A 15,880-nucleotide genomic window follows, 5' to 3' on the forward strand; every position below is an offset into this window, starting at 1 on the left:
CAAAGCATCTTTAACTTGCATTCACAAATGCGAAGACGCGGAAAAGACGATGCGCGACACCGTCCAGCCAGCCGATCTGGGCTTTTTCTCGACGCTCGCCGCGAGCGGCAGCCTCAGCGCGGCCGCACGCGAACTGGGGCTGACCGCGGCGGCCGTCAGCAAGCGCCTGACCCAGATGGAGCAGCGCGCGGGCGTCGCACTCGTAACCCGCACGACGCGCCGCATGATGCTGACGCCCGAAGGCGAGCTATACCTCGAGCGCGCGCGGCGGATTCTCGACGAGATCGACGAACTGGCCGAACTGCTCGGCTCGGCGAAAAAGACACCGAAGGGCTTGCTGCGCGTGAACGCGACGCTCGGCTTCGGGCGCAGCCATGTCGGGCCGGCGATCTCGCGCTTCGTCGCGCGGTATCCGCAGGTGTCGGTTCAACTGCAGTTGTCGGTCACGCCCCCGCCGCTTACCGACGACAGCTTCGACGTCTGCATCCGCTTCGGCGAGCCGCCCGATACCCGCGTGGTCGCGCGCCGGCTTGCGCCGAACCGGCGTCTGCTGTGCGCGGCGCCGTCGTATCTCGCGGCGCACGGCATGCCGCTCACGGCGCACGATCTGACGCGCCACAACTGCATCGGCATTCGTCAGGGCGACGAAGCGTACGGCGTGTGGCGGCTGACCTCGGGACGCGGCGCCGCGCGCAAGACCGAGGCGGTGCGGATCAAGGGCACCCTGACCACCAACGACGGCGAGATCGCCGTCAAATGGGCGCTCGAAGGACACGGCATCCTGATGCGCGCGGAATGGGACATCCGGCAGTATCTGACGGAAGGATCGCTCGTCCAGTTGCTACCCGATCACGACACACCGAATGCGGATATCTTCGCGGTGTATTCGCCGCGGCATCAGATGTCGAATCGTATTCGCGCGTTCGTCGAGTTTATTGCGCGGGAGTTGGGGGGGTGAGGTGGGGGCGGGGGCGTAGTGCAGCACAGCGATCGTGCGCACTCATGATGTCATCAAAAGAGCGAGCAGCACATCGGCCAAATTTTGCCTCGCTTTCCGAGTCGTCTGATTGAGCATGGTTCCGTCTTCGCCGAAGCTGACTGTGTCACGAACGTTACCTCGAGTCACCCGTCTTCTCGCTTCCGTCGCCACCACGGAGTGAACGCCTTTTCGATGTGTAAACCATGCCCGCCGAGTGCTATTTCACGCTTAACCGTCGACTCATCTCTGTATTGACCTGCAAAGGCTTTGGCAACGTGTCTGCTTTTTCGGGCAAACCAGCCCATGTCAACAACCCCGCAGATACAGCGGTCGCCGAAAGCGGTCCGCTTCCGCAAGGCCTGTACTACATCGTAGACCGACAGAGTGGCGGTCATCTGGGATGGCTGTATGACCTTGTCAAGGACGCATGGTCCGATGTCGATCATTCGATCTGGTTCGCGCTTTATCGAAACGACGGCGTGATTGACGATTGGACATTTATCAATGGCGTGAAGCGAGGCAACTTCCGCCTGCATCCGACTGGTCGCTGGGGAGAAAGTGAGGGATGCATCACGGTCACGGACCAGTCCCAGTTCGATCGCTTACGCTCGTTCTTGCTGTCGCACCCAACCCGGAAGATACCCGGCACCACACTGCAGTACTACGGTACGGTACTTGTGCAATGAAAACTGCGCTGCGGATTTTTACGGCCTTCGTGCTGACTGTCCCAGTCTGCCTTGCGTTGTCGACGATCGACCCGCTTGCGCGCTGGGTGGGCAGCGAATCCACGTTAGAAATGCTTCGCCCCCTCTTCAAGCTCGTTGGCGCCGTCGGTGTGGAGGGCGAAGAGGACGTGGTGGTTACGCTGCTGCTCGCAGTCAGTTTCCTACTATGCTGGGGGCTCTCGTGGGGCGGGTCCGTGCTTTTTGTTAGAAAGAGGTGTCGCCTTGATGTCAAATGACGTTTTCATAAAAATCGACGGGATTACGGGCGAGTCGCAGGACGCGACACACCCGGACGAAATCGAGGTGATCAACTGGACATGGAAGATGGCACAGCGGCTCTCCATGATGTCCGGACCAGGAAGCGGCGTCAGCAAAGCCTCGGTCGACGACCTCGTGTTCTTCCACAACGTGGACCGGGCGAGTCCGAGCCTGATGTCCTATTGCCTGACCGGCACGCACGTTTCGAAAGCGGTTCTTACCATGCGCAGGGCGGGTGGCAGCCCCCTCGATTTCCTCAGGCTCACAATGAACGATGTATTCATCACGGGCGTAGAGATGACCGCACAACACGAACAGGTTCGCCTCTCTTTTGCCAGGGTCAAGCAGGAATACATCGTTCAAAATGCCCAAGGCGGCAGCAACGGCGTAGTTACCGGAATCTTCGACATCAGGGCCAACCGACCTGTGCCCCGATGACAGTGTCAGCCAGACCTTTTCAATGCACATCACTGACTATCCAATAAAACCCTCTGATATCGTAAAGTTGAGGAAATAGAGACCACCTCCATCCCATCAGTCACCAAGGCCGGACCTGACCAAACCGGGTAACGATGCCGAGACCAGACCCCGCGCTGTACCGCAGCCCGACAACCCCGATGACGCGGCGGCGCCGGCGTCTTCTGATCGTCGGCGCGATCGTGCTCATCGCCGCATTCGGCTGGATGCTCGCGCTCGTGCTCGAGCCCGCGTTCCAGCGCACGATCGTCATCACCACCGGTGCGGACGGCGGCATCTATCGCGGCTTCGCCGATCGCTACGCGCCGCTGCTCAAGCGCGAAGGCGTCAAGCTCGACATCCGTAGCTCGTCGGGCTCGGTCGAAAACTACCAGCGGCTCGCGGACCCGAACAGCGCCTATCAGGTCGGCTTCATCCAGTCGGGCACGACCAGTCCGAATGACACCGACAATCTGGAAACCATCGCCGCCGTGTCGTACGAACCGATCTGGGTGTTCTATCGCGGCGATGCGACGATCGACCGGCTGTCGCAACTGCGCGGCAAGCGCATTTCGATGGGCGTGCCAGGCAGCGGATTGCTCAACGTCTCGCAGGTGCTGCTCGGCTATAGCGGCGTCACGAGTCAGAACTCGACCCTGCTGCAGATGGATGCGAACGCCGCATACCAGGGGCTCGAAAGCGGTCAGGTCGACGCGGCATTCTTCATTGGCCGGCCCGACGCCGACATGCAGCACACGCTGCTCACCAGCAACCTGAAGCTGATGAGCTTCGCGCAGGCCGATGCACTGGCGCAAAAATTCCCGTCGCTGTCGAAGATCACCTTGCCGCGTGCCTCGACGAGCGTCGCCGACGATCTGCCGCGCAGCGACGTCACGCTGCTCGCGGCGACGGCGCTGCTCGTGTCGAAGGACACGCTGCATCCGGCGCTCGTCTATCTGCTGCTCGACGCGGCGCGCACGGTGCACGGCGGCGAGGACTACTTCACGCCGCTCGGCACGTTCCCCAACCTGAACACCGAAGAATTCCCGATCTCCGACGAAAGCGTGCGGTACTTCAAATCGGGCCGGCCGTTTCTGTATCGCTACCTGCCGTTCTGGCTCGCGAGTCTGATCGAACGGCGGCTGCTGATTCTGGTGCCGTTCCTCGCGCTGCTGATCGGCCTCGCGCAGGCGCTGCCGCGCATGCTCGAAGCGCGGATGAAGAAACGCCTGATCGTTTGGTACCGCGCGATCAAGGCGCTCGAGGACGAAGTATGGAAGAACGCCGAGCCGTCTCGCGCGCAGATCGCGCAGTGGAGTGAGGAGATTGAAAGCATCGACGCGAACGCTAGTCAGATCCGAATTCCGTACCGCTACTTTCAGGATGTTTACGCGCTGAAGCAGGCGATCGGCGTCGTGCGCGACCGGATCGCGCATGTAGCGCAGAAAGTGCAGAGGTAGAGGCGGCGGTCGCTTAGCCCTGTGCGTTTCCCGGGTATTCACCACCGCGCAGCCGGTTGATTTTCCGCACGGCCTCACCGCGTGGGTGCTTGCCGCAGCGCAAGAAAAAAATCTCTGTGGAATCAGTCGGACGATAGGTCGATTCAATTGGCGCGCTCGCGATTCGCATCCTGTAATGGACTCCTGCCGTCCGCGTACCGTCCATCCAGCCTGCCGTCCTACCCGGAGAGAGACCATGTCCCAGCCTGAGCCGAATGTAGACGAAGTGGTCCGAAGCATCGCCGAGGAAACCGACACGCCGGCAGAAACGGTGTCGCGCATGTACGCCGATACGCTCGCCGAATTCCGGAACGAGGCGCGCGTGTTCGACTACGTGCCGCTGTTCGCCGCGAAGAAGGTCCGCAACGAGTTGCGTCACAAGCAACGTCGCGAGCACTGACTCGCGGCATGCGGTGATGCATCGGCTCACCGCACTGTCGCACGCGTCGTGGCTCCAGATTTTGCGAGCATGGTGGAGCTAACAATCGCGTCGCAAATTTTTTATGCTGGCGGTTCCACAGCTTTTCAAAGGAGCCGTCCACATGTCCGCCCCGCTGCAGATTCGCGCCGTCACCCGTGACGATTTCGATGCATGGCTCCCGCTATGGGACGCCTACAACGCGTTTTATGGCCGCTCGGGCGAGACCGCGTTGCCGCGCGAGATCACGCAAATCACGTGGAATCGCTTTTTCGATGGCTACGAGCCGATGCATGCATTCGTCGCGGAACGCGTCGGCCAATTGCAGGGCATCGTGCATTTTCTCTATCACCGTCATACGACGATGGCGGGGCCGATCTGCTATCTGCAGGACCTGTACACGCTCGATAGCGAGCGCGGCAAGGGTGTCGGCCGTGCGCTGATCGAGGCCGTCTATGCGCGGGCAAAAGCCGACGGCGCGCAACGCGTCTACTGGCAGACGCACGAGACGAATCACACCGCGATGCAGCTCTATGACAAGGTCGCGGATAAGTCCGGCTTCGTGGTATATCGCAAAGCGCTTTAGCGCTCAGCGCGTCATCAAGGCTCATCAAAGACGAAAGGCGCACTACCCGGTGCGCCTTTCGTTTTACTGCTCGAGCGGTCATCACGCAGTCCCGGTCAAGCCTCGAGCTGCTCCAGCACCTTGCCCTTGGTTTCGATACCGAGGAAGTGCACCGCGACCGCCGCGAGGAACGGCACGGCGGCCAGGATATAGAACGCCACTTCCAGGTTGCCGCCGATCATCGTCTTCGACACGATCGCCGGCGCGAAGATCGCCGCCACCTTCAGCCACGCGCCGCCGACGCCGCAGCCCATCGCGCGGATGCTGGTCGGGTACAGCTCCGGCGTGTACACATAGGCCGTGATGAAGCCGCTGGCGAGAAAGCCGAGCGCCAGCGCGCAGAAGGTTGCGACCACATACACCGACGAGCCGTGAAACACACCCGCCATGCCCAGCGACAACGCGCACAGCACGAACGAGATGCTGATGATCGGCTTGCGTCCCACCTTGTCGACCAGTAACGCGCAGGCCAGCGATCCGAGCACGCCGAGCACCGACGCCGCGACCGCCAGGTTCAGCGCGAGTTGCAGCGGCGCGTGATAGATCGTGCGGTAGATCGTCGGCAGCCAGGTCGACAGGCCGTACTGGATGAAGCCGCAGGTGACCCACAGCATCGCCACGGCGAGCGTGCGCTTCAGATAGGCCGGGCCGAACAGGTCCGCGACGCGGCGCTTCGGATGGCGATTGACCATCTCGTCGAACTCCGACGCCTGCGCGACCGGCGGCAGCGGCACCTTGGCGGCACGTTCGAACGCGAGCACGGCGGAATCGGCTTCGGCCATCCGGTCGCGCACGGCGAGCCAGCGCGGCGATTCCGGCACGAGCTTGCGCAGCACGAAGAACAAAATCAACGGCATGCCGCCGATGAAGTACATCGCCTGCCAGCCGAAGCGCGGCACGATCCAGGCACCGAGCGCGCTCGACGCGAGCAGCCCGATCGGGAACACGATTTCGTACAGCAGAACGAAGCGTCCGCGGCCGTGCGCGCGGCTGATCTCGTTGATATAGGTCGCGGCCACCGGCAACTCACCGCCGAGGCCCAGGCCCTGGACGATACGCAGCGCGACGAACACCGCGAAGGTCGGCGCAAAACCGCACGCGAGACTGGTGATGCCGATAATGCCCGAGCTCAGCGCGATCGCCTTCACGCGTCCGCCGCGTTCCGCGTACCACGGAAACAGGAACGCGCCGATCAGTTGTCCCACGGCGCCCGAGCCAAGCAGGAAGCCGACGTCCCACGGCGTCAGATTCCATTTCGCGATCAGCAAGGGCAGCGTCGCCGCGATCGCGATGACGTCGAAGCCATCGAAGAACGTCGCGAGACCGATCAGTATGCGCGCCCGCACCTGCATCCGGTTCCTCGGCAAGCGCTCCAGACGCGCGATGATCGAGCCTTGCGTCACAGCGCCTGAAACACCGGCGCTGCTGCGGTCTCCTGTTGTGTTTTCGATGGTTCTCATGCCGAGGTGCCGTCCGTAGAAATGATTAGGCAAGCGCCGTGGAGGCGTCAGTCAGGGTGACAAGGTCGATGGTCCGGCCCTGGTTCATCCACTTGCGCGAAAGCTTCAGCTCACGCGGGGTGTTGATCGCGATCACGCCACGAATCGTGTTGTCTTCCAGATAGAACAGCGTTGCGCGTTTGCCGGGCAGATCACCGCGCACCGCGAGTTCCGCGTTGGCCGGAATGTCGCCGAGAATCTGCAGGTTCACGTCGTACTGATCGGACCAGAACCACGGAATATCCGCGTACGGTTCGAACGTGCCGAGCAAGGCCTTCGCCGTGGAGATCGCCTGGTTCTGCGCGTTGGCCCACGATTCGAGCCGCACGCGGCGCTTCAGCCACGCGCTCGGATGATTCGCGACGTCGCCGCACGCGAAGATGCGCGGGTCGTCGGTGGCGCCGAAGTGATCGACGACGATGCCATCCTCGACCTTCACGCCCGCCGCTTGTGCAATCGCCGTATGCGGTGCGAGACCGATGCCGGCCACCGCGAAATCGGCGTCGAGCGTCGAGCCGTCCTTAAACGTCGCGCGCAGCCGGTTCGCGTCGTTCGGATGATCTTCGAGCTTGACCAACGCCGCGTTCAGACGCACGTCCACGCCGTTCGCGCGATGCAGCTCCAGCAGGAAATCGGATACCAGCGGCGGCAGCGAGCGCACGCACAGACGCGGCGCGCCTTCCACCACGCACGCCTCGACGCCTAGCTTGCGCGCGGTCGCCGCGACTTCGAGACCGATCCAGCCGCCGCCGATCACGAGCACGCGCTTGCTTGAGCGCAGCCGTTCGCCGAGCGCGACCGCTTCGTCGAGCGTGCGCAGATAGGCGATATGCGAGGTCTTCACGAGCGCGTCGGGCAGACGGCGAGCCGCGCCGCCGGTCGAGATCACGAGGCGGTCGTACCGCACTTCGCGGCCCGACTTCGTGCGTACGATGCGCTGCTCGCGATCGATCGACGTCGCGCGATCCGGTTGCCATGCCTCGACGTTCAAGGCGTCGAAATCGTCGGGCTTCACGAGCCGCACCGTGTCGATGTCCGCGTCGCCGGCCAGCACGGCCTTCGACAGCGGCGGACGCTCGTACGGCAGATGCACTTCGTCGGCGATCATCACGAGGCGGCCGTCGAAGCCTTCCCGGCGCAATGTCTTCACGACCCAGCCGGCCGCCTGGCCGCCGCCGATCACGACGATCGTGCGCGGCGCCTCGAGCCCCGCATGCGCGGTCTGGGCCTTTTCCGCGGCAACGTCAGTCATTCTTGCGCTCCGTCATGAACTTGCCTTCCGGCGCCTTCGCGTCTTTCTGGCGCCGCGTGTTGCCGTCGATGCCGCCGTCGATCGCCCATTCGGCGAACACGGTCGGGCCCGGCTCGAAATCGCGTGGCTGCCAATCGGGCGTCAGCTGATCTTCGTCGGCGTAGTACTCGATCAGGCCGCCGGCCGGATTCTTGAAGTACCAGAAGTACGCCGACGACACCGGATGACGTCCCGGGCCGAGTTGCGTTTCCCAACCGCAGCGGCTGATGTGCATGCCGCCGCCGAACACTTCGTGGATGTCGCGCACGGTGAACGCGACGTGGTTCAGGCCGCGTTTGCCGTTCGGCAGCGCCAGCAGGAACAGGTCGTGATGGCCGCCGTGCGGCGCGCAGCGCATGAACGCGCCGCGGCCCGGATAACGGTCCGAGGTCTCGAAGCCGAGCAGTTCGTGATAGAACTTTTCCTGTTCGGCGAGCCTGTTCGTGAAGAACACGACGTGGCCCACTTCGACCGGCTCCGCGCGCTCATAGACCGGAGACGGCTGATCGACGCGCAGCGTCTGGCCCCACACGTTCGACGGCGAACCGTGCACGTCGACCGCCCACTTTCGCGTGACTTCGACGCGCACCGCCATGCCGTTCGGGTCGATGCAGCCAACCGCGTCGTCGGTTTCGTAGTGACCCGGCTGGCCGGCTAAGCGGCCCCGCAGCGCGTCGAGCTCCGCCTTCGTCGCGACGCCCCACGTCACTTCGCGCAAGGTCGGGCCTTCTTCGAACGCGGGCGGCAGCGACGCATCGTTCGCCTCGACGACGAGCACCGTGCAGCCGTTCAGCGTTTCGAAGCGCGCGTGGGTTTCGTCGTGGGCGGTCTCTGTCATACCCCAATCCGCGAAAAACTGCCGACAGGTGGCGAGATCCGTCACGCCGTAAATAATCTGTTCAATGCCGAGAATCGTCATAACGTGCCTCTTCGTCCCGCTTCAGTTCGCCCACGCCAACGGCGCGTCGTTCAAGCCCCAGTAGAGGCTCTTCTGTTGCATGTATTCGCGAATGCCGACACGGCCTTTTTCGCGTCCCATGCCGCTCTCCTTCCAGCCGCTGAACGGCGTGGAGATCGAGAACAGCTTGTAGGTGTTGATCCAGATGGTGCCGGCTTCGAGCCCGCGCGCGATCCGGTAGGCACGCTTGTAGTCGCGCGTCCAGATGCCGGCGGCGAGGCCGAACACGCTGTCGTTCGCTTCCTTCAGCAGCGACGCTTCGTCGTCGAACGGCATCGCGACGAGCACCGGGCCGAAGATTTCTTCCTGGCAGATGCGCGCGTCGTTGGTCAGGCCTTCGAGAATGGTCGGCTGGAAGTAGGTGCCGGCTTCACGGTTATCGCCGACCGGACGTTCGCCGCCGCACAGCAGACACCCACCCTCTTCTAGACCGAGCGCGACATAGCGTTCGATCGTCTCGCGATGCGCCTGCGTGATCAGCGGACCCATCTGCGTGTTCTCGCGCGACGGATCGCCGACGCGCAGCTTGCGCGCGCCTTCGACCAGACGCTGCATGAACGTGTCGTAGATCGAGCGCTGCACGAACAGGCGCGAACCCGCGATGCACGCCTCGCCCGACGAGCTGAAAATGCCGTACAGCACGCCGTTCACCGCATGATCGAGATCGGCGTCGTCGAACACGATGGTCGGCGACTTGCCGCCGAGTTCGAGCGACACCGGCATCAGCTTGTCCGCCGCGATGCGCGCGATGCCGCGGCCCACTTCGGTGCCGCCCGTAAACGACACCTTCTTCACGAGCGGATGGCGCACCAGCACGTCGCCGATCACCGAGCCCTTGCCCGGCAGCACGCTGACCACACCCTTCGGCACGCCCGCTTCCTCGCAGATGCGCGCGAGCGCGAGCGACACCAGCGGCGTGACTTCGGCGGGCTTCAGCACCACCGCATTGCCGCCCGCGAGCGCCGGCGCGAGCTTCTGCGCGTCGGACGCGATCGGCGAATTCCACGGCGTGATCGCCGCGACCACACCGATCGGCTCGTAGATGCTCATCGTCAGATAGTCGCCGCGTGACGGCGTGACGTCTTCATCGAGCGTTTCGAGGCAGGCCGCGAAATAGCGGAACGTGTTCGCCGCGCTCGCGACCAGCACGCGCGTCTCGCCGATCGGCTTGCCGTTGTCGCGGCGCTGCAGATTCGCGAGCGCTTCGTGGCGCGCCATGATCAGATCGGCGATGCGATACAGGATCAATGCGCGTTGATGCGGCTTCAGACCCGACCAGTTGGACTTGCGCCACGCCGCGTCGGCGGCTTCGATGGCTTCGCGCGCGTCGTCGGCGCTGGCCGTCGAGATTTCCATGTTGACCGACTGATCCGCCGGATACAGGCTTTTGTACGGGTTGCCGCGCCCCTGCCGCCATTCGCCGCCGATGAAAATATCGCCGTTGGGCACGAGGCTGGTATCGAAGTGAGTCATGTCGGTCGTTCCGGTTCTTTCAAGCCAGGGGCTTAACGGGTCTTAGATCACGCAGCGCGCCGCGCGATTGCGCAGTGCGCGGATCGCGCTATAGGCGGTCAGCGCGGACGTCTTCGGGTTGTCCGGCAGCGGCTTGCCGCTCATTTCGAGCGCCATCTCGCCGAACGCGCCCCGCGCGACGATGCGATGCACGTTGCGCGTCACGTTCGGATCGGCGATCAATCGCACTGTCGTGTTGTCGAGGCCGAGGCCCGCGAGCGCGATCGTCGCGGCGACGTTCGCGTTCTTCGGATAGAGCCGCGCGGCCTCGCGCGCGCTGCCCTCGAAAATCACTTTCTCTTCGGCGAGCGTGGCCAGATCGCAAACCGCTTCGGCCGGCGTGCCGAGCCAGCCGACCGGCGGCTTGCGGCCCGTGTACAGCACTTCGTCGAGACCGCCGAAGCGCGCCGCCGAGATCGCGTCGACACCGCCGATTGCGCCCGACAGCAGCGTGACCGTCGCGTCGCCTTGATCGGCCGCGGCCGCGAGCGCATCGAGCAGCCCGACATCGGACAGCGCGCCGATCGACGCGACCGCACAATCGGTGCCCGCCTTCAGCAACGGCACGACGTGAGCGACGAGCGCGCTGTGGCCCGCGCATTCGAGCGCGAACTGCGGCTTCGTGCTCAGCGCCGCCACCGACGACACCACGTCGACGCTCGCGCCCACCACTTCACGCACCGACGCCACATGACTTTCAGGCACGATCACATGCGACACGCGCACCGCCGGATCGGCGGCGACCGAGCGGTACACCGCCTGGCCGATCGCGCCGAAGCCGATCATCGCGATGTCGATGGGCGCGTGATGTCCCGCGTAGCCGGCCTCATGCATGTTGCGGCTCCTCTTTCTTGACCGGCGGGCCCGCGAACGCGGTGGCGAACGAGCCGACCGACAGCATGTCCACTTCGACCAGCACCGGGCCCGTCTTCGCCATGCCTTCGCGGATGATCGCGGCGGCGTCGTCGAGCGACTTGATGCGGTAGTGCGGGAGCTTCAGGCTTTCGCAGAACTGCGCGAAATCCGGCTGATGCAGTTGCACGTAGCAGCGGCGGCCGCCGTACTGCGCGTCCTGAATGTTGCGGATCACGCCGTAGCATTGGTCGTTCATCAGCACGATCATCACGTTGGCGTTTTCCTGCACGGCCGTCGCGAGTTCGCCGACGTTGACCATCAGGCCACCGTCGCCGCACAGAGCCACGGTCTTCGCCGCATTGCCCGCGAGCGCCGCGCCGATACCCATTTGCATACCCTGGCCGATGCCGCCGCCGAGCGCGTGCACGCCAGCGCGCGGCGTGAAGATCTTCAGCAGGCGGTTGCCCCACGTGCTGTTCGAGATCGTGACGTCGCGCACCCAGTTGTAGTCGCGGCCCACGGCTTCCTGCAGCGCGTCGACGAGACGCTTGTAGGGCCCAAGACCCTTGCTGACGTCGGCGACCGCGCTTTCGCGCGCGGCGGCCAGGTCTTGCGCGAACGCCGGATCGATCTTCAGCTTGCCTTCGAGCAGCGTCGCGAGTTCGTCGAGCACCGCGGCGGCGTCGCCGTGGATGAACATGTCGTTGCGATAGCCGCGGTTGTCGGCGAGCGCGTCGGCGTCGATGCGATACAGCGGCTGCGGCAGCGCGAGCTTGTACTTCAGCGTTTCATTGCCACGCAGACGCGAGCCGACCACGACGAGCGCGTCGCAGGTCTTGTAGAAGCTTTCGACCGCCGGGTGCACGTTGAACGCGCCGAGCGTTGCCGGGTGATCTTCGGGCAGCACGCCGCGACCCTGCACGCTGGTCACGACGCCAAAGCCGAGCGCGACCAGACGTTCGACCGCCGCGCGCGCGTGGCGCGTGCCGCCGCCCAGCCACAACAGCGGGCGCTTCGCCTTCGTCAGGTGCTGCGCGAGTTGCGCGACGCGGTCCTTGCAATGCGTGAGCGTACTCACGTGCGGGGCGCCGAGATCGCTCGGCCATTCGACTTCGGCGGCCTGGATGTCGATCGGAATCTCGACGCTGACCGGGCCGCTCGGCGCGGCTCGCGCGACGCGCACGGCTTCGCGGATCGTCGGCAACGCGGTTTCGACCGAGCGCACGCGGAACGCGGCCTTCGAGATCGATTGCAGCATCGACAGCTGATCCGGTGCCTCGTGGATGTACGCGAGGTCCTGATCGAGATAATCGGTTTCGATCTGGCCGGTCACGTGCAGCAGTGCCGTGCCCGCCGTCAGCGCTTCGACCATCGCGCCCGCCGCGTTGCCTGCCGCGGTGCCGGTGCTCGTGAAGGCGACGCCGAGGCCGCCGGAAACGCGCGCGAGGCCGTCAGCCATGTTCACCGCGCCGGCTTCGCCACGCGCGCCGACATAACGGATCTTGCCGCGCGTGTTGATTGCGTCGAGGATCGGCATGTTGTGGATCGAGATCACGCCGAAGGCGGCTTTTACGCCGCATTGCTCGAGAAAGGCGGCGATCAGTTCGCCAACGGTGGTTTTGTTAGACATGTCGTGCAACGCCTCCAGAAACATCGATGTGACTGCCAGTCGTGTACGACGACAGCGGGGTAGCCAGATAAAAGAGCGCCTGTGCGGCTTCTTCGGGACGGCCGAAGCGGCCGAGCGGGATGTTTTTCTTGCGCGCGAGTTCGCCGGTCCAGTCTTCCCAGCTCTGTCCGGGCTCGGCCTGAGTGGCATAACGGCGGCGCCATTGACCCGATTCGACGATGCCGATCAGGATCGAATTGACGCGCACGCGCTGCGGCGCCAATTCGACCGCGAGCGACTTCGTCAGGCTCAGCAGGCCCGCGCGCGCCGACGACGTCGCCACCATATGCGGCTCCGGCTGCAGCGCGAGCAGCGAGTTCACGTTGACGATCGCCGCGTTGCAGCCGGCGCCGGCCGTGTCGCGCAGCATCGGCAGGAACGCGCGGGTCGGGCGGATCACGCCGAAGTACTTGAGGTCGAGTTCCTCGCGCCAGGCCTCGTCGGTCGTATCGGCGAAGGTCGACACGCGGCCCTGGCCCGCGTTGTTCATCAGCATGTCGGTGCGGCCGAAGCGCTGCTGCACCGCCTGCGCGAACGCGTTGACTTCGTCGGCGTCGAGCACGTCGCAGCGCTGCGCGAGCAGTTGCGCGCCGGAATACTTCTTCGTGAGCGCGGCTTGCGCCTGTGCGAGCCGCTCGCTGTCGCGGCCGCAGATCGCGACCGAAGCGCCGGCGCGCAAAAACAGTTCGGCGGTTGCGAGGCCGATGCCGGACGAACCGCCCGTCACCACCGCTACCTGTCCGGTCAAGTCGATTTGGATCATCAGAGCCCCAGTGCCTTCATGTACTTGTTGCCGCTATTCGGCCCAGACTTCGGCCTGTAATTGAGCCGCTGCGACAGCTCGTCGGCCGCGCGGCGCACCTTGTCGACGAGACCGCCGTCGAGCAGCGATGCATCGATTTCGCGGCGCGGAATCGTCGTCGTGATCACCGCGACGATGCGGCGCGAGTCGTTACGCACCGGCGCGCTGACCACCGAAATGCCACGCTCGAACGAAGACTCGCTGATCGCGAAGCCGCGCCGCGCGTCGTCGCGAATCCGTTCGTACAGTTCGTCGACCGTGGCCGGCGTCTGCCTCGTGAAGCGCTCGAGTTCCGGCTCCGGATAGAGCTTCTTCAGTTCCTCGAACGTCAGATCGCCCATCAGCACCTGGCCATGGGTCGTCGCATGCGCGGGCAGGCGCGTGCCGACGTTGACCTTCACCGAACTGAAAATCGGCGCATGGCTTTGCGCCTTCGCGACGAACACGACGTCGCGTGCATCGCGAATCACGATGTGGCTCGTGAGGCCAGTCTCGTCGCGCAGCTTTTCGATGATCGGCAGACCGAGATCGGTCAGTTCGAGCGAGCTCAGATATTCGAAGCCGAGCCGCAGCACCGCGACGCCGAGGCGATAGTTGCGGTCCTTGTCGGCGCGTTCGAGAAAGCCGAGGAATTCGAGCGTCTGCAGCAGACGGAACACCGTCGTGCGTGGAATGCTCAGGCGCCGCGACAATTCCGGTGCGCCGAGCACCGGCTCGCGCGGCGAGAACTCCATCAGGATCTTCAAGCCGCGTTCGAGACCGGGCACACGGTAGCCCGAATCGCTGCTCGTTTCGTTGCCCTCTGCGGCGAGATCGCGCTCTGGGTCAAGTGTGTCGGGCGTCATGCTTTGGCTCCGCTTTGGCTCAGTGGGCTGTCGCTTACGCGGCAGAACGTATCGACGATCGCGGTGTACGCGGCGGGTGCTTCGATATAGCCGGCGTGTCCCGCGCGCGGCACGATCTGCAGACGGTTCCGCGCGGCCAGAGCGATCTTTTCGCAGGCCTCGGGCGTCGTGATCGTGTCTTCGGCGCCGACCGCGACGTTCACGCGACCGTCGTAGCGCGCGAGGTCGGCCGCGAGATCCGCGTTGGCGAGCAGGTGCGTGGCCTGCGCGTAGCCATGCGGCATCACTCGTGACATGTTCCAGCGGACCCATGCGCGTGCGTCGTCGCTCGCGTGGGCGGACAGCATGTTTGCGCTGCGCGTGTTGGCGAGACCCTGGGGCCCCAGTTCGTTCAGCATCGCGAGCCGTTGATCGCGTTTGGCGTCGCGCACCTCGGGCGCGGCCGCACCGTAGCCGCCCGCGGGCGACAGCAGCAACAGACCCGCCAGATAGCGGGGATGCGCGGCGGCAAACGCGCCGGCGACGATCGCGCCGAGCGAGTGCCCGACCAGCACGCAGCGTTCGATGCCGAGCGCGTCGAGCCATTCCTTCAGTACGACTGCGTAATCCTGCGCAACTGGCGAAGCTGCCGCGACCGGCGAGGAAGCGCCATACCCCGGCGCGTCCCAGGCCAGCACACGACGCGTCGCGCCGAGCGCGTCGAACTGCTGCACCCAAGAAGCCGCGCCCGAACCGATGCCGTGCAGCAACACGAGCGGCAGCGCGTCGTGGCCAGCGCGATCGACTTCGCGATAGCTGAGCACGCGTTGCGCGGCGAGGCTGCCTTGCTGCGCCGGATAGCGTGCGAGACGCGCTTCGAGCGCGGCAAGCTGTTCGGCGTTGCCGGACGGGACTGCGGACATGATTTCCTTCGCGGGTGAAGTGGAACGACGTGGACGGCGTGGCAGCGCGTTAGCCGCGCTTGATCTTCGCGAGCGGCGAATCCGGCGGATACGTCGGCGTAATCGGCTTCGGCGAACCGAGCATCACGCACATCAGCGCGTCTTCCTCGCCGATGTTGACTTCCGTGCGGTACACGCCGGGTGGCACCGAGATCAGGTCACGCTCGCCGAGCACCGCTTCCCACGTCTCACCGTCACGCTCGCAGATCACTTTCATCTTGCCGCGCAGCACGAAGAAGATTTCTTCGACGTCTGTATGAATATGGCTCGGGCCGATGTTGCCGGCCGGGATCACCATCGTCGAGAACGTGAAGTTGCCTGCGGGCACCGTGTTCATGTCCTTCGCGACGCCGGTACCGCCGGTACCGACATAGCGCATCTGCGCACGTCGATACTTCGGGTCGTAGTCGGCCTGGAACTTCAGCGCGTCCCAGTCGTAGCGACGCGTCTCCAGGCGTGCGACGCGGCTGTCCAGCCATTGCTGGAAGCTTGCGTCCGCGGGTTGGTCCCAGGATTTGCGTTCGTTGTCGGCGTCCGCCATCTCTTTC

General features: G+C 64.6%; 17 protein-coding genes. 7 read left to right on the forward strand and 10 right to left on the reverse strand.

What is annotated here, in order from left to right; all coding sequences use genetic code 11:
* The first annotated feature begins 49 nt into the window (after positions 1-49).
* From OKW39_RS35410 to OKW39_RS35440, 7 genes are all read left to right on the forward strand, one after another.
* Positions 50-958 carry a LysR substrate-binding domain-containing protein gene (locus OKW39_RS35410; protein WP_429493158.1) on the forward strand — a complete coding sequence of 303 codons (909 nt, stop codon included), beginning with the start codon at positions 50-52 and terminating at the stop codon, positions 956-958.
* Between the two features lie 224 nt (positions 959-1,182).
* Positions 1,183-1,665 carry a DUF2778 domain-containing protein gene (locus tag OKW39_RS35415; RefSeq protein ID WP_429564759.1) on the forward strand — a complete coding sequence of 161 codons (483 nt, stop codon included), beginning with the start codon at positions 1,183-1,185 and terminating at the stop codon, positions 1,663-1,665.
* Positions 1,662-1,940 (forward strand): hypothetical protein, encoded by a 279-nt coding sequence (locus OKW39_RS35420; RefSeq protein ID WP_187617598.1) that lies wholly within the window; start codon positions 1,662-1,664, stop codon positions 1,938-1,940. Before OKW39_RS35415 ends, OKW39_RS35420 begins: the two co-directional genes overlap by 4 nt.
* Complete coding sequence (locus OKW39_RS35425; protein WP_184057793.1) at positions 1,930-2,400, forward strand: Hcp family type VI secretion system effector; 471 nt, start codon at positions 1,930-1,932, stop codon at positions 2,398-2,400. The genes OKW39_RS35420 and OKW39_RS35425 overlap by 11 nt, the downstream gene beginning before the upstream one ends.
* 179 nt (positions 2,401-2,579) lie before the next feature.
* Entirely contained in the window at positions 2,580-3,878 is a 1,299-nt protein-coding gene (locus tag OKW39_RS35430) for a TAXI family TRAP transporter solute-binding subunit (protein WP_429564760.1), read from the forward strand.
* 235 nt (positions 3,879-4,113) lie between these two features.
* Positions 4,114-4,317: a DUF3562 domain-containing protein gene (locus tag OKW39_RS35435; RefSeq protein ID WP_090808029.1), complete on the forward strand. Its 204-nt coding sequence runs from the start codon at positions 4,114-4,116 to the stop codon at positions 4,315-4,317.
* A 142-nt stretch (positions 4,318-4,459) separates the two neighbouring features.
* Positions 4,460-4,921, forward strand: coding sequence for an N-acetyltransferase family protein (locus OKW39_RS35440; protein WP_429564761.1), 462 nt, complete (start codon positions 4,460-4,462; stop codon positions 4,919-4,921).
* Between the two features lie 95 nt (positions 4,922-5,016).
* Here the strand turns inward: OKW39_RS35440 and OKW39_RS35445 are convergent, their stop codons facing one another.
* The 10 genes from OKW39_RS35445 to OKW39_RS35490 are packed head-to-tail and all read right to left on the reverse strand — an operon-like array spanning position 5,017 to position 15,873.
* On the reverse strand, positions 5,017-6,420 hold the full coding sequence (locus tag OKW39_RS35445) for an MFS transporter (RefSeq protein WP_429564762.1): 1,404 nt from the start codon (positions 6,418-6,420) through the stop codon (positions 5,017-5,019).
* Positions 6,421-6,445: 25 nt separating this feature from the next.
* Positions 6,446-7,711 (reverse strand): NAD(P)/FAD-dependent oxidoreductase, encoded by a 1,266-nt coding sequence (locus tag OKW39_RS35450; RefSeq protein WP_184057786.1) that lies wholly within the window; start codon positions 7,709-7,711, stop codon positions 6,446-6,448.
* Entirely contained in the window at positions 7,704-8,669 is a 966-nt protein-coding gene (locus tag OKW39_RS35455) for a VOC family protein (RefSeq protein WP_429564763.1), read from the reverse strand. Before OKW39_RS35455 ends, OKW39_RS35450 begins: the two co-directional genes overlap by 8 nt.
* 21 nt (positions 8,670-8,690) lie before the next feature.
* Entirely contained in the window at positions 8,691-10,181 is a 1,491-nt protein-coding gene (locus tag OKW39_RS35460) for an aldehyde dehydrogenase (RefSeq protein WP_184057782.1), read from the reverse strand.
* A gap of 42 nt (positions 10,182-10,223) precedes the next feature.
* The gene (locus OKW39_RS35465) at positions 10,224-11,054 is read right to left on the reverse strand and encodes an aspartate dehydrogenase (RefSeq protein WP_090808039.1); all 831 of its coding nucleotides are present in this window, start codon (positions 11,052-11,054) and stop codon (positions 10,224-10,226) included.
* Complete coding sequence (locus tag OKW39_RS35470) at positions 11,047-12,705, reverse strand: thiamine pyrophosphate-binding protein (RefSeq protein ID WP_429564764.1); 1,659 nt, start codon at positions 12,703-12,705, stop codon at positions 11,047-11,049. Before OKW39_RS35470 ends, OKW39_RS35465 begins: the two co-directional genes overlap by 8 nt.
* On the reverse strand, positions 12,698-13,507 hold the full coding sequence (locus tag OKW39_RS35475; RefSeq protein WP_090808043.1) for an SDR family oxidoreductase: 810 nt from the start codon (positions 13,505-13,507) through the stop codon (positions 12,698-12,700). Before OKW39_RS35475 ends, OKW39_RS35470 begins: the two co-directional genes overlap by 8 nt.
* Entirely contained in the window at positions 13,507-14,391 is an 885-nt protein-coding gene (locus OKW39_RS35480; protein ID WP_429564765.1) for an IclR family transcriptional regulator, read from the reverse strand. Before OKW39_RS35480 ends, OKW39_RS35475 begins: the two co-directional genes overlap by 1 nt.
* Positions 14,388-15,293, reverse strand: a complete 906-nt coding sequence (locus OKW39_RS35485) for an alpha/beta fold hydrolase (protein WP_429564766.1) — start codon at positions 15,291-15,293, stop codon at positions 14,388-14,390. Before OKW39_RS35485 ends, OKW39_RS35480 begins: the two co-directional genes overlap by 4 nt.
* Positions 15,294-15,342: 49 nt before the next feature.
* Positions 15,343-15,873: a cupin domain-containing protein gene (locus OKW39_RS35490; RefSeq protein ID WP_090808049.1), complete on the reverse strand. Its 531-nt coding sequence runs from the start codon at positions 15,871-15,873 to the stop codon at positions 15,343-15,345.
* Positions 15,874-15,880: the final 7 nt, after the last annotated feature.

It is taken from the genome of Paraburkholderia sp. MM6662-R1 (assembly GCF_050436245.1).
In the GTDB taxonomy this organism is placed as follows: Bacteria; Pseudomonadota; Gammaproteobacteria; order Burkholderiales; family Burkholderiaceae; genus Paraburkholderia; species Paraburkholderia tuberum.

Bases quoted from the DNA above. Each gene is read 5' to 3' on its own strand.
- OKW39_RS35460 (WP_184057782.1), bottom strand. From the start codon at position 10,181: ATGACTCACTTCGATACCAGCCTCGTGCCCAACGGCGATATTTTCATC.
- OKW39_RS35435 (WP_090808029.1), top strand. From the start codon at position 4,114: ATGTCCCAGCCTGAGCCGAATGTAGACGAAGTGGTCCGAAGCATCGCC.
- OKW39_RS35485 (WP_429564766.1), bottom strand. From the start codon at position 15,293: ATGTCCGCAGTCCCGTCCGGCAACGCCGAACAGCTTGCCGCGCTCGAA.
- OKW39_RS35475 (WP_090808043.1), bottom strand. From the start codon at position 13,507: ATGATCCAAATCGACTTGACCGGACAGGTAGCGGTGGTGACGGGCGGT.
- OKW39_RS35430 (WP_429564760.1), top strand. From the start codon at position 2,580: ATGACGCGGCGGCGCCGGCGTCTTCTGATCGTCGGCGCGATCGTGCTC.
- OKW39_RS35490 (WP_090808049.1), bottom strand. From the start codon at position 15,873: ATGGCGGACGCCGACAACGAACGCAAATCCTGGGACCAACCCGCGGAC.
- OKW39_RS35425 (WP_184057793.1), top strand. From the start codon at position 1,930: ATGTCAAATGACGTTTTCATAAAAATCGACGGGATTACGGGCGAGTCG.
- OKW39_RS35480 (WP_429564765.1), bottom strand. From the start codon at position 14,391: ATGACGCCCGACACACTTGACCCAGAGCGCGATCTCGCCGCAGAGGGC.
- OKW39_RS35410 (WP_429493158.1), top strand. From the start codon at position 50: ATGCGCGACACCGTCCAGCCAGCCGATCTGGGCTTTTTCTCGACGCTC.
- OKW39_RS35445 (WP_429564762.1), bottom strand. From the start codon at position 6,420: ATGAGAACCATCGAAAACACAACAGGAGACCGCAGCAGCGCCGGTGTT.
- OKW39_RS35455 (WP_429564763.1), bottom strand. From the start codon at position 8,669: ATGACGATTCTCGGCATTGAACAGATTATTTACGGCGTGACGGATCTC.
- OKW39_RS35415 (WP_429564759.1), top strand. From the start codon at position 1,183: ATGCCCGCCGAGTGCTATTTCACGCTTAACCGTCGACTCATCTCTGTA.
- OKW39_RS35440 (WP_429564761.1), top strand. From the start codon at position 4,460: ATGTCCGCCCCGCTGCAGATTCGCGCCGTCACCCGTGACGATTTCGAT.
- OKW39_RS35450 (WP_184057786.1), bottom strand. From the start codon at position 7,711: ATGACTGACGTTGCCGCGGAAAAGGCCCAGACCGCGCATGCGGGGCTC.
- OKW39_RS35465 (WP_090808039.1), bottom strand. From the start codon at position 11,054: ATGCATGAGGCCGGCTACGCGGGACATCACGCGCCCATCGACATCGCG.
- OKW39_RS35470 (WP_429564764.1), bottom strand. From the start codon at position 12,705: ATGTCTAACAAAACCACCGTTGGCGAACTGATCGCCGCCTTTCTCGAG.
- OKW39_RS35420 (WP_187617598.1), top strand. From the start codon at position 1,662: ATGAAAACTGCGCTGCGGATTTTTACGGCCTTCGTGCTGACTGTCCCA.